Raw genomic sequence first — 15,284 nt, 5'->3', positions numbered from 1 at the left:
ATAGATATTCACATCCATGTGATTCAATGTCAGCTTTCTGAAATAAACTAGTTGATATGCTTGTTAAAGAACTGGCCTAACTCATTAATTGCGTCTTGAGATTCAGGCATGTCGAACAAGATACCATTCAAATAATCTCCATGAGATTGACCATCATATATATGTAGGTCAGTTTCCACATCTGCACTGCGTAACAGTCGATGCATACGAACCGTATCACTTAGCAAGAGATCTCGCGTTCCTGAAATGAACATCGTTGGTGGGAATTCATCAATGTCAGCATAGATAGGAGAAATCAGCGGGTTATCAAGTGCCTCTCCACCCGCATACACATCGAAGGTTCCCTTTATGACCCCTTCTCGCTGGCCTAGAGGATCTAAGCCTTGCAACGTCAGCCATGAATCCGATGTCTCTTTTAGATCGACGGCAGGAGTCCCAACAAACAGTGCGCCAGGCGCAGGCAGGTCTAGTTCCTGAAGCTTGAGTGTCGTTGCCAAGGTTAAGTTACCACCTGCAGATGTGCCAAAAATCGCTGTCGACTCCGGAGATTGTGTTTTGATTAGCTCTTTCCATACGGCGACGGCATCATCAATTGCCGCAGGAAATGGGTGCAACGGCGGTTGACGATAATCAATAGAGATCACCTGAGCACCAAGCCCATCGGCAACCCAAATAGCTTCTCGTAGCGCTGATTCGCCCCCACCGAAAACAAACGCACCACCATGGATATGTACTAGCCACTTATCTTTATATTCAGGCGCGATGTTTTTGGGCGTAACAAAGAACGTATCAACTCCGGCAAATTGTTTAGCTTCATAAGTAACGTCCAAACGTTCTAGGCCTTGTTGAGCCATTTTTATGCCTGGTGCATCAAATTGGGCTTGTAACGCCAACCACTCTGCTGTGTTATTCGGAACAGGAGGTGCTGGTGGAATAACTCTATGCTCAAATAACTGAGCAAACTCTGTCGATATCCCTGCTGGGGTCGGAACGGTTCGTTCTTGAAGTTCCATTGCAGAAAAGGCCGTTGTGCTCGATAAGCTAAGTAGTAATGCAGGGATAACAGTGCGTAGTGATTTGGTTTTCATAGTAACTCCGGTAATGAATCTAAAAGCCGTGGTTGGCGAACTGAGGCTATTATTCACAACCGAACTCAATGGCACTATGAATTAGAGGAATTCAATTTTGATTGAAACCAAGTAGCAATAATGAATTTCTCTAATCCCTATTCCATATTCACAACACTACCCATAATCACCTCACTGACATGAGGATTGATAATGAAATATATACCTGTAAGCATGATATTTATAAGTTACTTAGCCTTCTTTTTCTTATTAGTTATCAGGTTAAATAGCTAGCTTTATGGCGTTACAAGAAGGACGAAATGATCTCAACCCAAGTACATATCAGCTCTATAGAAATCAATGGAGCATTTAACATGAGTAGAACTACAGGCAAAGCCCTGCTGAATGATCACCACCTACTGAAGTAGGTGGTTTATGGCTGGAAGCAAAAAGGTTAAAGCTTGTGGAAGAGAGACTAAAGTCACCTCTCGACGTATACTGAGAGCATTGCGAACCAAACTGATAAAATCATGATTCCAACTCTCAGTATCCGAGCCTACACAAAGAAGCTAAACAGTCACTCGCATGATGATTACCACCAGCTTGTGCTTCCAGTTCAAGGCAACATCAATATTCAGATGGATAACTTCTCTGGAAAGGTGACTGTGGGTGAGTGTGTTGTGATTCCTGCAGGCGCTACCCATGGTTTTCAAGCGGATGAAGCCGCTCGATTTATTGTTGCTGACATGCCAACGCTTCCAGATCATCTTCTCGAGAGTGATGTGCACGTGTTTTCTACCACCACACCACTACTGAGCTTTATCTATTTTGTAGAAAAACAGTTACAACACCAAGTGGATAAAGCGATAGAGTCTTCGATTCTCGATGTCTTTACTATGCTACTCACCCAGCAGCCGATAACTTCAAAAATTGATCCTCGGATACGTGCTGCACAGAGTGAGATTTTTGACAATTTAGCGAACCCACTCTCGATTGCTGAACTATCAAAAGTGGCTTGTCTAAGCTCGACTCAATTTAAAGTACTTTTCAAAACCAACCTCGGTATGAGCGTCCAACAATACATTACTCACCATAGGATGGAAAAAGCCAAAGCGCTTCTTACCCATACCGATTTACCCGTTCAGATTGTTGCTGAAAAAGTCGGCTATAACGATCTTTCCGCTTTTAGCCGACGCTTCTCTCTTCATTTCGGCCTACCCCCACGCCAATTCACACGCAATTAAAAACGTCTTTTTAAAATACAATTTCGTCTTTTCAGCAAAGTCACTCCTTTATTCATCGCTTATCCTTTCAGCATCAAATGGATGTTCGGATAAAGAAATGATTACAGCACGCTTTCGGTTAGCCCCCCACCAGCATGGGTCTATTTTTATATTACTGGCTTCAATCCTCTGGGGAACGACAGGAGCAGCGGCTACGTTAGTTCCCGAGGTAAGCCCATTGGCTATTGGTGCTTTTTCTATGGGCGTAGGCGGTATGATACAGGCCCTGTTAGCAAATACTGCCTTGAAAAAAGATGCTTCATTACTAAAGCGCCACAGAAAAGAGGTAGTGATTGGCGCGCTTGCATTAATGATCTATCCAATGGCTTTTTATACTTCAATGAGAATGGCGGGTGTTGCGACTGGCACCGTAGTTTCTATAGCTTCTGCCCCACTGTTCACTCTTCTTTTCGAGTGTCTATTTAGCACAAGTAAGAATGCAAATATTCGTAAACTTTTTAGCTTAATCCTCGGGATTATTGGCATTGTACTTCTCGTCAATGCTGAGACCACTCACAGTCACTCTGAACCGCAGCTTAAACTTTGGGGAATCTTACTAGGACTCGTCGCAGGCCTCAGTTACGCCACGTATTCCATAATGGCGAAAGAGCTTATTAATAAAGGAGTTCAGTCACAGGCCGCTATGGGTGCCATCTTTGGGCTGGGAGCATGTTTACTTCTACCCACCCTGCTGGCATCAGGAGACAACCTATTTGCATCTCAAACCAATAGCTTGGTGCTCATTTATATGGCTGTGATTCCAATGGGCGTTGGTTACATCATGTTTGGGGTGGGATTAAGACACATCAATGCGAGCACTGCCAATATCCTAACGCTTTTCGAGCCTGTTGTTGCTGCAGTCATCGCTGTCTTAATACTCGAAGAGCACATTCCTGCCATGGGTTGTTTTGGAATTGCATTAATAATGGTTTGCTTGTTTTTTCAGTCAACACAGAACGAGCAATCCGAAAACAAACTGCTCGAATCCTAACGATTGCACCAACACTGAACAAAATTGGCAACTTTTAGTGCAACACAATCATGGTTTTATATCTGATTCCCCATTAAATGGGCACTCCATCATTGGTACGTATATTGCTCACTATGTAGATTAAGGATTGTATACAATAATAAATACATTAAGGAAATCACATGGAACAACGTAACAGTGAATTGATCTACGGACTGGATGATCGCCCATCAGTCAAAGCCGCAAGTTATGCGGCGCTTCAACATGTTCTGGCTAGCTTTGTCGGCATTATCACACCCACTCTTATCATTGGTGGTGTACTTGGCTTGGGGGAACATATCCCCTATCTAATCAGTATGGCCTTGATGGTTTCTGGTGTTGGTACCTTTATTCAGGCGAAGCGAGTTGGCCCTGTTGGAGCAGGGATGATCTGTGTACAAGGTACTAGTTTCGCCTTCTTAGGATCTGTCTTGGGCGCTGGTTTTCTCGTTAAAGCCAATGGTGGCGGTCCAGATGAAATGCTAGCGACTATTTTTGGTGTCTGCTTTTTTGGTGCCTTTATTGAAATTCTGCTTTCTCGCTTTATCGATAAGCTAAAAGTCGTCATCACACCGGTCGTGACTGGTATTGTTATTACTACCATAGGTATCTCTTTAATTAAGGTTGGAGTCACCGATATCGCAGGTGGGTTCGGTGCAGAAGACTTTGGTGCTCCAAGTAACCTCATGCTTGGCGCAATCGTTCTTGGAATCATCGTCGCTTTAAACCTTAGTCAGAACATCATGGTAAGGCTGTCGTCGATCTTGATAGGTTTAAGCATTGGGTGGGCAATAGCGATTACCATGGGTAAAGCATCTATGCCTGACTTCGCTTCGCAGCCGTTGTTGAGCATTCCTGTACCATTCAAATACGGTTTTGCTTTCGACTGGCAAGCGTTCTTACCAATCGCCTTCATTTACCTAATCACGGCCATTGAGTCGACAGGCGATTTGACGGCAAACAGTATGTTCTCAGGCCAACCTATCCAAGGACCTAAATACATCAAACGTCTTAAGGCTGGCGTACTAGGTGATGGCGTTAACTCGCTCATTGCTGCCGTATTCAACACCTTCCCAAATACTACGTTCAGCCAGAATAACGGTGTGATTCACTTTACTGGTATCGCGAGTCGATACATTGGTTACTTTATCGCGGGCATTCTGTTCCTATTGGGGATGTTTCCAGTGTTGGGAGCAGTATTAATGACCATTCCAAAACCAGTATTGGGTGGCGCGACTCTGGTCATGTTCGGCACTGTCGCTGCAGCAGGTATCAAGATCATTGCTAATGAGGAGTTAGATCGCCGCCGTATTATGACTATCGCCATCTCTTTTGGCTTAGGCCTTGGCGTTATGCTCGTGCCTGATTTGCTAAAAGAAGCGCCTAAGTTAGTTCAAAGTATCTTCGGCTCTCCGGTTACTATGTCGGGTATCGCTGCGTTAATCATTACTGGGTTAATGGCGATCATCCCTGAGAAAAGCGAAAAACCTTTACCAAGTAATACGCAAGCGAGTGAAGCTTAGTACAAGCATCAATAGTGATATGAGCATACTTCGGTTAGTTGACCAAGCTCAGCTAACCGAAGTATTTCAACAATCGAGACGTCGCCTAGCTTCAATCATAAAACCTTCGAAACTTGGCGAGACCAACGCCTAATCATATCCCAATTACGATAATCTCCATCCTCTACCCCTTTGACTATTGCAATTAGCTTAAGTGGGTATCGGGAATACCAAGGCATCAGTTTTGGTTGCAATGTACCTGAAAAACCAGCGACCATGATGGGCTCAACATTACGATTCATCTTAATCAATGTTTGATCATAAACCTGTGGCGAATTGAATGAATTCGATGGCTGTTTTGCAAGCGCCAAACAGGTATAGAAATATGCCACAGATGTCGATGACAGTTCATTTTGATACGTTCGGACATAATCTCGGACTTCAATTAGCCATCTGTCATAGCGGATTGGAGCGCCAATAATAACTGCTTCATCAGCATAGGGGGCTCTTGCAACCTCTACGGGCAACACTTCCGTTGTTATATCCAATTCTTGTAACTCTTGAGCGATAGCATATGCAATTTCTGCTGTCGAACCAAAACCCGAACCGTACACAATCAATACTCTTTTTCGAGCCATGTAAACCTCCCATATTTTGCGAAAAGCACAATCCAAACAAACTGCCCATGAGCAATGCTTGTCTAGTTTGTTTATTACACCCAATTGAGCGATGATTTGATTGACAGGAAATCGTCGAAGATTTGCAGGAAATACATTTATGGAAGACAAAGCCAGGCTAGCATTATCAAAGTTTGATACGAAGAAACGAAAGAAGAGTGGTGCTAGCTCCCCCTTAAGTGAACTGAAAATGAGTAGCGTGTTTTACACTCACTCAACGATGAAGCAACCGTGGGGCATCAAAATGCCATCCATTCCATCGAGCACCATGTTTCACTTAATCCTTGAAGGCGAAGCGATTGTTGTTGTCGATGGAACACAGATTAAGCTGAATGCCGGCGATTTTATTTTGCTTCCACGTGGGACTGGACATGACATCGTCGATATAAATAAGTCAGCTGCCACCGATTTATTTGAGAATGACATAGAAGAAATCACGGAGCACTATGAGCGGCTAACCACCAAAGGGACTGGCGACGCGACAACAACTCTATGTGGCACAGTTTTGTTTGAAAACGAGGTCACGACTTCAGTCATTACATCTATGCCTGAATTCGTATTAATTGACTCACTATCACAGGCTCACGACACAATTAAGAGTGTCGTTCAAGCCATACATAGAGAAACGAAAAATGAAGAATATGGCTCGGAATTAGTGGTATCTAAATTGGCCGACGTGCTGATTCTACAGTGTATTCGAACCTGGATAGACCAAGTATCTGACGATAATCAAGGTTGGATAATGGCGCATACCGACAAACGCTTATCTCGCGCGATGAAACGAATCCACAGCGACAGTGCTGCCAATATCGATATTGAAACACTGGCTGATATTTCAGGGATGTCTCGTACCAGCTTCATTGAGTACTTCAAGAGAACTGTAGGGGAAACGCCCAAGAAATACATCACCGATTGGCGATTATCTCTCGCCAGAGAGAAGCTTCTATATGGTAAGGCTCATATTCTTAATATCGCTCTCGACGTCGGCTATCAATCAGAGGCCGCATTCAGCCGAGCCTATAAGAACAAATACGGTGAATCTCCATCGACCACTAAAAAGAATAGCCTAGCCCCAAAACCCTAGGCATTTACGAAAACAGCCCGAATAAACATTCAGGCTGTTCTTCATGTTTCACTTTTTACTCTCGATCAAAGCAGCTAAACCCAATAAACGACAATTAAGTCCAATAGCCCACAGCTAATCCCAGTAACCAGCGGCGATCGTTTTAGATACATAGTCTGCGAACTTAGTCGGCTTACGTCCCGTCGCTTCTTCAACGCCATGAGTAAGATTTGAATTACGTCCATCGAAAACTACCGTGAACAACTCATTCAGTAACCATTGATAATCTTCTGGTAAGTTCTGGCTCTTAAGAATATCTAAATACGCTTCGATGCTCACAGAGGTAAACTTGATCTCCTTCCCGAGTTGTTTTGAAATCTCATCAACACAATCTTGAAACGTCATCAACTCCGGGCCTGTCACTTCATAGAGGCGATTACGTTTACTTGGATCAACCAATGCCGCCACTGCAACTTCTGCAATATCATCAGTGTCAATAAATGGCTCTGGGGTGCCGCCTGCAGGTAGCACAAGTTCGCCTTCTAAAATACCCTGAGCCATAAAGCTCTCACTAAAGTTTTGCGCGAACCACGACGCTCTAACAATGTTCCAATCTAAACCACTATCGATAAGTATACGTTCTGCTTTTTCTGCGCCCTCTTCGCCACGCCCGGACAGCAATACGATGTGCTCTACACCTTGCGCTTTGGCAACCTCCACGAATGCACTGATGTCTCCTTCAGCGTTAGGCACTGCCAAGTCAGGTTGATAGGTAACATAAGCTGAGCGTGCTCCCTTCAGTGCAGTCGGCCATGAGCTTCGCGCCTCCCAGTCAAAATAGGTCGCCGCGCTGCGAGAAACTTGGCGAGTTTCAATACCAAGTTCGCAGAGACGTTTGTTAACTCGAACACCGGTTTTGGCATTTTTGCCAATAATGACAATAGGTCTTGTTGGGGTAGCGTCTGACATAATCGTTCTCCTATAAATATCGGTTACCGCTTGAATGCAGCACTATGATGGCCTAGGAAAACCAATGACTGAATGATGTAGAATCCGGATTTATTGATAGAAAGTTCGAGTGTGCCTGTTAGATTCGACAACGCGTGATGACAAAAAGCAAATTATTTGGATACCCAAGCTGCAATCGTTCTTTTCAACCACATATGACGTTTGTCATCTGCAAATCGTTTATGCCGAGGCTTCAAAAAATTAAAATCAACCATCCCTTATTTACCAAGAAAAATAAAACTGGAAGATTAATAAATCCATATTTTCTCTACCCGCCACCACATTCACAATCCTCATTATTGCTACCTGCCCATACAACAACCCAAGGTATAACCATCAAAAATCAGCCATTTTCATGAATATTAATAGTCAAATTGAGCTAGAGATAGCGAGCTGCTTTTTAGGCAATTGTGTTCTCAGTAATGAGTCACTTCAACACTAAACCAAGTTGATTACTCAAAAATCGACATAAACACTAGAACTTTACGGCAGCCGTCCTTTATTATTGCGCAGATTTTAGTTCCAATGTTTTAAGCAGTAGCGGTTGCTCCTATGTTGGGTGCTTACTGCAAAGAGATAACAATGATGAAGATACAACTAGCCATAGTGTCAGGGTTACTGATTTCATATGCGACGCATGCAACGACATTAGACGTCGGTTTGGTGGATGCAGATAGACCGCCATATTTTGTAAGGCCAACTCACCATACATCGGTATCAGGTATGTACATTGATATTTTGGATGAAATCGGGAAGCAGGCGGGCATCACCTTTAACTATAAATTTTTGCCACAAAAGCGAATCCGAGCGTACATGAAAATTGGATTGTTGGATGTCGAACCCGGTATTGACCCTCAATGGAGAACCAACCAAGGAGAGACTGAATCTACCGTTTATTCCGACTCACTATTTAAGTCACCCGAAGTGCTTGTGTATAACCCCAGCAAATTTCCAGCACCTCCAAGCCATGAAGAGTTAATGCAACATAAATCTTGCACAGTACTCGGGTTTAACAGTGTTCAAGAGACAAAATCTAAAGAGTATGCCCTTACCACAGAAGAGCAGATTATTGACCTAATCAAGCTACAACGGTGTGATTGGGCAATATTTCCAGTTGATGTTATTCACAACGATTCTTCTTTTGGCCGACTGAAATATACCGAACCTGTAGCAACATACTCGTTATCTATTCGCCTTAGTAAAAAGCACACGCCTCTACTAGAGCCGATCAACGAAGCGATTCGAGAAATGAAACAAAGCGGAAAACTGCACGCAATCATCCACTCTTATACTGCTGGAGATTAGGCCATGAATCGACTTATCGCATCTTGCGCTCTGTTATGCGCGATAATCTTTTCATCGCTTAGCTTCGCTTCAATTAGTGAGGAGATTAAGGATGTAGTGAAAGGTCAGTTATCAGAAGCAACAGATGCAGGGCAAATGGCAATTGAGTTATCACAGCTTACATCAATGCACCTCTATAACTTGAACGAAGCACAACTCGATCAAACGCTTTTGGTTATGTTAAAAACAAACCGTCGTCTAAAGGCTGTCAGAATCATTGATTATGCAACGCAAGAAGTGATCGCCTCCATCTATCGGAATGACTCAGAAAGCTTCATCCACGGCGATTTTCCTGACGGCTTTAATCAATACCAAATGGCGAAAGCGACGATCTATCATAATGGTGTGCCAATTGGATTAAGTGAAATTCGGTTTTTGTCCGCTGAAGAAATTAGCCGGCTCGATGCGCTCTCCAATAACTTGATCACTTTAGTTATCGCCTTTTCGGTGTTCTTTGCGTTGACAGCTATCCTTTTTCGATTATTGTCGAAAAATTTGGGTGGGAATGCCTACCTCACGTTCGGGACACAGAAGTTTGCGAGACTGATTTTTTGTGCGATTTCAGCATTTATACTAATCAGCATTGCAGGTAGTTGGTTGATCTTAGAACACAACAGATCCAACATCTTGCAAAGATCCACAGATTCATTTCATCAATATTTACGCTCACTCGACAGAAGTCTTGCGAATCTACATATGATTCGAGAAAAAACATTCCGTCATATTTTTAATAAACCAGAGTTTCAACGCAACTTACATGAGCTATCTAATGCGGTACTTGTTGAGGATGACGTCGCCGTAAACTACTACCGAAACAAAATGGCGGAAGTATGGGCTAACTATAGAGAGTTCAGTTTAAATGGGAGCAAGTTAATTGTGGCACCCGACCTTTCTGTTATTTACTCTCAAGGCCAAGCGTTAGACTTGAATGACATTCTTGCTGCTGCACCACATAAGCTCGCTAAACCATTACTTGGAGAATCAGAGCTCATCCCTATTCAAGTTTCCTATGACTCATCAACGGGTAATACGGATTACCGCTTGATTTTTAGTACCCCAGTTTTTGACTCCGTGACTGATACAGTGATTGCAGTCGCGATGATAGAAATCGACGAACAAGAGATCTCATACAATGATTTGAGCATGCATGATTTCTCAAGCAGTGGTGAAGTATTAGTTTTTGATGGCGATGGTCAGATGCTATCGAAACCTAGGTTTGCTCTGAATCCTAGTCGCATTGAGCATGAACGTATTTTCATTCAAGAGATGCTGCATAAACTAAAAGTTCATGGGCTTGCTAACAACTTAACGGGGATTCATAAAGTAATCGATTATCGTGGTGTTCCAACTTACGCAATGCTCAACTGGAACGATAAGCTGAATGTCGCTTTAGTTGCAAAAATGGATGTCGATGAGATTCTCAATGATTATTACCTGTTCAGGAAAAGTGTACTATTCGTCGTATTTATCATGGTTCTTTTCACCGTACCATGCCTGTTGTTTACACTGTATGCTGGGAGCTTAACCAACCAAAGGTTGAAAGATTCTCGTCGTGAAATCATCAACCGTTTAGGCCATGCCGCGGAGTTTAAAGACAACGAAACCGCACTTCATATCTTCCGCATGAGTCGCTACACCGAAGTGTTGGCGCGTAATTTAAAAATGTCATCGGATTGGATTGAACTACTGTGTGACGCGGCACCAATGCACGACATCGGCAAAATTGGTGTACCCGATAACATTCTTCAAAAGCCGGGCAAGCTTGACCCTGAAGAGTGGGAGGTAATGAAGAAACACCCTAAGTTTGGTGCTGATATCATTGGCCAACATGCTGATTCAACTTTGCTTAATACGGCAAGAGAGATCGCGTTTTATCACCATGAGAAGTGGGATGGCACCGGCTACCCTGAAGGCATTTCTGGAGAAAATATTCCTCTGTCTGCCAGAATTGTGGCGATTGCCGATGTATTCGATGCGCTAACCAGTTCGAGGCCGTACAAAAAGGCGTGGGCTTTTGAGGACGCGGTTAATCTGATCTTAAGTGAGTCTGGTCAGCATTTTGACCCAAAACTGGTGAAAGTGTTTACCGAGTCACTCACGGAGTTCAAATATATTATGAAAACATACAGTGACGAAACATTAGAGAAAAAAGCTTCTTAGCTGTGTAAGAAAAAGAGCGAGTACTTGTTTAGTACTCGCCTTTTTTAGGGGGCTGGTAACTTATTTTTGAACATAAATGAGTTACAGCGTTCTCTAAGTTACCATTCAACGGAGAAACTGAGGTATTACAAATCCTCTTATAGATTGGTCAAAGTAACTCATCTACTACATTCGTGCTTCTATAGAAATCTCATGCAAAGCCTTCCTTAGGGTTTGTTCGTTATATTGTAAGTCGTACTTCTGACAAAATGACTCGATTACTGTTTTCGCCACCCTCAAATTGCTGTAAGGAACAGCGGGGAATAAGTGATGCTCCACATGTTCCCTGGTGCCTTTCAACACTATTTCTGAGATCCAGTTATTATCTATATTTCTTGTCGTCACTAACAATTTTTGAAATTGATTGTGACTTGCCTTTTCAGCATTCAGTCCCGTGTGACTAAGTAGCAACAGTGGCCCAACATAAAGCCCTGCAAGCATATTAATGAACAGGTAGTTCAACAGTGCAATTGGGAATCCAAGTGCGAATGAGGGCACAATAAGCCAAATAAAATAGTGTCCAGCCAACATAGCTATATCGAATCTAGCTGTTTCTTTATTAGCCCACAAATAAATCAGGCTATCAATGTGTAGTCCAAACGCTCTTAAGGTGGATAGGAACCACAACGACCTAGCTTGATATCCTTTCTTAACTACGGGCCCTAATCTGCTTTGTAATGATAAAGTTCCTCCCAACGGCCTGTAGGCTATACTACCTTCTGGCTTCGCATGATGACGTTTATGTATCGCACAAAAGTGGGAATAACTCACTCCAGAAAGCAAAGTAAGAAACGTATGCCCAGAAATCTTATTTATAGTCGGATCTGAAAAGATATTATTGTGATAGGCTTCATGTGCAATAAACCCAGCACGTACCCAAGAAACTGATATTCCAATTAAACAAAAAGTCGTAATCATAATTGATGATGAAGACAGCATATGTGTATAGCTTGCTGTAAAGGCAGCCAAGGCAACTAAAATTTCAATGAGAAAAGGCAGTTTAGGTCTTTTGAAGCAGTTGGCTTGTACCAACTGATTATGTAGTTCTTTATACAAAGTCATTGTTCTACCCTTCTTTCATTAGCAGACTGCTGACACACAAGTACAAAACTACGCCGTTAAGTAAATGCCATAGAAAATGTGTACCAACCTCTAAATAAGAGCAAATATCGTTATCGATACTTCGGAAAATTAATGATGTAGCAAATATCACACTTGCGAGAAGCAGAACACCAGCTCCAGGCAGATGATTTATGTAATGGAAATAACTAAATCCTAAAAGAAGAACAATGGCAGGAAAGTAAGTTAATGAACCATTCCAAGGTTGTGGAAAAAACCTTAAAAACAGAACCAGACAACAAAAAACAACAACAAAAACACTAGCACTTAACACAGAGCATTTAACTATTTCCCTTAGATAAGTCCAAATGAAAAGTAATTGAAATATTATAATTGGAACCACATCAAGTACCCTAGCCCATGCGGTGGCAAATGTGTGAAAAAGTAGACTTCCAATTCCAATCAGAAAGACAAATAGCACTAGAATTTTCACCTCCCAGCTAGCTTGTTTGGCTTTCCATGAAAGTATCAATCCAGCGGCAATAAAAGCGCTATTAGTTATGACGTTAATAGGTTCGGATAACAAACTCGAATCAAGCCTTTCGCAATATAGATCAATATTACCCATGATTGCCTCCTATGTTGTGTGCTTAACGAGACTCAATAAGTATTGGTCTAGAATTACTATGGAACGAGCAGAAAATTGACGCCATAGGGTAACGCTAAGGGTCCCATAAGCGTGAAAGGGCAGAGGGTGTAATGAGACACAATGATTATGATGCGATGGATCTTAAAGCGCTACGATGCTTCTACGTAATGGCGCAGTGCGGAAGTGTCTCGAGAGCAAGCATTGAACTTGGAGTTTCGGAGGCAGCTGTTTCGCAACGGATTAAGTTACTAGAAAGCTATTTGGGGTCTAAGCTATACCGGAGTCGAGGGGGTAAGGTGCGAATTACGCCTGCTGGTGAACAAACGTTCCAGTTCGCAATGTCTCTTTTCGATTCAATAAACTCATTTGAACATGCTTTAGAAAGTGAATCACAGTCAGGAGAAATCTTGTTATCTTCGCACGATTCGGTTCTTCGTTACTTACTGCCCGAGAAGGTAAAACGCTTTTCGCTACAGCACCCTAAAATACGGCTTAGCCTACTATCACGGCCTTTAGATCAAACTCTGAAGTTAGTTAGAACTAATGAAATCGATCTGGGCGTAATAGCAAAATGTCGGATTCCCTGTGATCTCATATTTAAGCCAATCAGTACTCACTCAACATACTTGTTATTATCGAAGCAAGAACGTATAGCTTCGGTCGAAAAATATGACCTTACCTCCCTAATGGAATATTTGGATCTAGAGTCTAGACCGCTCATTTGCCTAGAAGAAAAGCAAGAAGGTAAGAGACTTATCCAAGAAATCGAAAGTTTCAGTTCCACTTTACAAGTCAAACATGAAGTAGGGACAATGGAATCACTCAAGCATTATGTTTCATTGGGGTTGGGCTTCGCTGTTATCTCTGGCTTATCTTTAACTGATGAAGACAGGTCCAATCTTCATTGCGTTGAACTTCCACAAGAGCTTGTTGGTACAACTACGTATGGCATTGTAACTAGGCTCAAAAAACAGCCAAACCCAGCACTAGAGCAATTTATAAAAATATTGTCAGAGACGGTTGAGTAAAATCACCACTATCCTTCACTTGTCAGTGATTCAATGAATAAAACTTCTAAGGTACATAGAATCTTTAGCTATTGAATATGCTGCAATTAACTTTACAGAAGTTGTGTTGAACGTCACTATAAATTTGAACAATCGTTCAACAAAGTATATGATTCACCAAAACAATATTCACCTACACAGAGGTTGCAGATGCCTATAACTCAGTTTATTAAAACCGCAGGCGAACCTACGATACTGAAACGCTCACTCAAGGTTTCTATGATAGTTGGCACCATTCTTATGTTCATTAATCACGGTGACAAATTACTCTACAGCAACATTGACGCAACGCTGATCATTAAGATCTTAATGACATACTGCGTGCCCTTTTGTGTGTCTACCCAAGCCAGCGTTTCTGCAACTCTTCAATCCCGAAAGAAGGTCGCCCAATAATGATATTTTCGTTTAAAAAACCCTCGCCGGATATTGTCGAAGTTCCTACCAGCCGTCTTGCAGAACTGGAGAAAATCTCTGAAAAGTACTCTTTATTCAAACAGAATGATCCCACCGACTATGCAAAGAGAATTCACGTCAATGCGGCTAATGTTCATAAAGCGTCACGAAGTCGTGCTGAGTCGATTGAACAGAGCTATGAGTTAGTGAACCACTTCATTGAGCAGTCAGAAAGCATTAACAAGCTGTCTTGTGAGAGTCATCAATACTCCAGTCTAACGGCGGAGACTGCAGCCAATACCATCGACAAGCTAGAGGTTTTGGAAGAGCAGGTGTTGGTGTCTAAAGAAAAGATCTGCCAATTTAGCGAACTACTCGAATCATTGGATGAGATTAACAAGAACGTCACCCAATTGGTGGATTCTATTAAAGGCATCGCTGCACAAACAAACCTGTTGGCGCTTAATGCCGCGATTGAAGCTGCTCGAGCTGGAGAGCATGGCCGCGGTTTTGCAGTAGTCGCAGACGAAGTCCGTCAACTCGCGAACACGGCGAATCAGTCCGCTGAGAGCATTGATACAGAAATGGCGTCGATTTCAAAGATATCAGACAGCATTTTCAATAAACAAAAAGAGGTTGAAGACGTCATTATTCTCAGCTCAGAAGTAACCAAAGACACAATGCATAAAATGCAGAATTTGATGAACATGTCACTTGATAGTAAAACATCTTCTAAAACCATTATGGACGCCATTGAGACTCAACTGTCCGACTCCAATACGGTTAAACAAAACATGGAAGCCCTGGTTGAAGACACCAAGCTCTCAATAAGCCTCTCGGGCAACAACCATGAACTCGCGGAACAGATCGTCAACTCTTTATCTTATCTGCAACTGGATGATAAAACGGGCCAATAAAGAAATACTTAGCTCTGATAGCGTGTAAGCAAACAAGGAAAATTGCG

The 15,284-nt window shown here is 42.5% G+C and carries 14 protein-coding genes; 9 read left to right on the top strand and 5 right to left on the bottom strand.

What is annotated here, in order from left to right:
- Nucleotides 1-47: 47 nt before the first annotated feature.
- On the bottom strand, nt 48-1,088 hold the full coding sequence (locus VFDL14_RS13000; RefSeq protein ID WP_032550928.1) for an alpha/beta hydrolase: 1,041 nt from the start codon (nt 1,086-1,088) through the stop codon (nt 48-50).
- Nucleotides 1,089-1,597: 509 nt separating this feature from the next.
- On the opposite strand from VFDL14_RS13000, the gene VFDL14_RS13005 reads away from it, so the two are divergent.
- From VFDL14_RS13005 to VFDL14_RS13015, 3 genes are all read left to right on the top strand, one after another.
- A complete protein-coding gene (locus tag VFDL14_RS13005) occupies nt 1,598-2,311 on the top strand; it encodes a helix-turn-helix domain-containing protein (protein ID WP_032550927.1) in 714 nt (237 codons plus the stop codon).
- Between the two features lie 97 nt (nt 2,312-2,408).
- Entirely contained in the window at nt 2,409-3,341 is a 933-nt protein-coding gene (locus VFDL14_RS13010) for a DMT family transporter (protein ID WP_032550926.1), read from the top strand.
- 161 nt (nt 3,342-3,502) lie between these two features.
- Nucleotides 3,503-4,882: a nucleobase:cation symporter-2 family protein gene (locus tag VFDL14_RS13015; RefSeq protein ID WP_032550925.1), complete on the top strand. Its 1,380-nt coding sequence runs from the start codon at nt 3,503-3,505 to the stop codon at nt 4,880-4,882.
- A gap of 95 nt (nt 4,883-4,977) precedes the next feature.
- Here VFDL14_RS13015 and VFDL14_RS13020 read toward each other — a convergent pair whose 3' ends face one another.
- Complete coding sequence (locus VFDL14_RS13020) at nt 4,978-5,499, bottom strand: flavodoxin domain-containing protein (RefSeq protein ID WP_032550924.1); 522 nt, start codon at nt 5,497-5,499, stop codon at nt 4,978-4,980.
- A gap of 139 nt (nt 5,500-5,638) precedes the next feature.
- On the opposite strand from VFDL14_RS13020, the gene VFDL14_RS13025 reads away from it, so the two are divergent.
- The gene (locus VFDL14_RS13025) at nt 5,639-6,622 is read left to right on the top strand and encodes an AraC family transcriptional regulator (RefSeq protein WP_050487407.1); all 984 of its coding nucleotides are present in this window, start codon (nt 5,639-5,641) and stop codon (nt 6,620-6,622) included.
- Nucleotides 6,623-6,736: 114 nt separating this feature from the next.
- Here the strand turns inward: VFDL14_RS13025 and VFDL14_RS13030 are convergent, their stop codons facing one another.
- Nucleotides 6,737-7,570: an NmrA family NAD(P)-binding protein gene (locus VFDL14_RS13030; RefSeq protein WP_032550922.1), complete on the bottom strand. Its 834-nt coding sequence runs from the start codon at nt 7,568-7,570 to the stop codon at nt 6,737-6,739.
- A 621-nt stretch (nt 7,571-8,191) separates the two neighbouring features.
- Between VFDL14_RS13030 and VFDL14_RS13035 the strand changes: the two genes are divergently transcribed.
- Together VFDL14_RS13035 and VFDL14_RS25100 are read left to right on the top strand one after the other, a co-directional pair.
- The gene (locus VFDL14_RS13035; protein WP_050487405.1) at nt 8,192-8,914 is read left to right on the top strand and encodes a substrate-binding periplasmic protein; all 723 of its coding nucleotides are present in this window, start codon (nt 8,192-8,194) and stop codon (nt 8,912-8,914) included.
- Between the two features lie 3 nt (nt 8,915-8,917).
- Nucleotides 8,918-11,113 (top strand): HD domain-containing phosphohydrolase, encoded by a 2,196-nt coding sequence (locus tag VFDL14_RS25100; protein WP_050487404.1) that lies wholly within the window; start codon nt 8,918-8,920, stop codon nt 11,111-11,113.
- A 165-nt stretch (nt 11,114-11,278) separates the two neighbouring features.
- On the opposite strand, the gene VFDL14_RS13040 is transcribed toward VFDL14_RS25100, so the two are convergent.
- Both VFDL14_RS13040 and VFDL14_RS13045 read right to left on the bottom strand, forming a co-directional pair.
- Nucleotides 11,279-12,214, bottom strand: a complete 936-nt coding sequence (locus VFDL14_RS13040) for a fatty acid desaturase family protein (protein WP_032550921.1) — start codon at nt 12,212-12,214, stop codon at nt 11,279-11,281.
- 4 nt (nt 12,215-12,218) lie between these two features.
- Nucleotides 12,219-12,839, bottom strand: a complete 621-nt coding sequence (locus tag VFDL14_RS13045; protein WP_032550920.1) for a ceramidase domain-containing protein — start codon at nt 12,837-12,839, stop codon at nt 12,219-12,221.
- A 131-nt stretch (nt 12,840-12,970) separates the two neighbouring features.
- On the opposite strand from VFDL14_RS13045, the gene VFDL14_RS13050 reads away from it, so the two are divergent.
- The 3 genes from VFDL14_RS13050 to VFDL14_RS13060 all read left to right on the top strand — a co-directional run bounded on the left by VFDL14_RS13050 (nt 12,971) and on the right by VFDL14_RS13060 (nt 15,237).
- Nucleotides 12,971-13,888: a LysR family transcriptional regulator gene (locus tag VFDL14_RS13050; RefSeq protein ID WP_032550919.1), complete on the top strand. Its 918-nt coding sequence runs from the start codon at nt 12,971-12,973 to the stop codon at nt 13,886-13,888.
- 189 nt (nt 13,889-14,077) lie between these two features.
- The gene (nrtS, locus tag VFDL14_RS24680) at nt 14,078-14,320 is read left to right on the top strand and encodes a nitrate/nitrite transporter NrtS (protein WP_050487403.1); all 243 of its coding nucleotides are present in this window, start codon (nt 14,078-14,080) and stop codon (nt 14,318-14,320) included.
- Nucleotides 14,320-15,237: a methyl-accepting chemotaxis protein gene (locus VFDL14_RS13060; protein WP_032550916.1), complete on the top strand. Its 918-nt coding sequence runs from the start codon at nt 14,320-14,322 to the stop codon at nt 15,235-15,237. The genes nrtS and VFDL14_RS13060 overlap by 1 nt, the downstream gene beginning before the upstream one ends.
- Nucleotides 15,238-15,284 lie beyond the last annotated feature (47 nt).

This window comes from Vibrio fortis (assembly GCF_000695685.1).
In the GTDB taxonomy this organism is placed as follows: Bacteria; Pseudomonadota; Gammaproteobacteria; order Enterobacterales; family Vibrionaceae; genus Vibrio; species Vibrio fortis_A.
The sequence above is the reverse complement of the archived record's forward strand: the minus strand, read 5'-3'. Positions and strand labels throughout refer to the sequence as shown.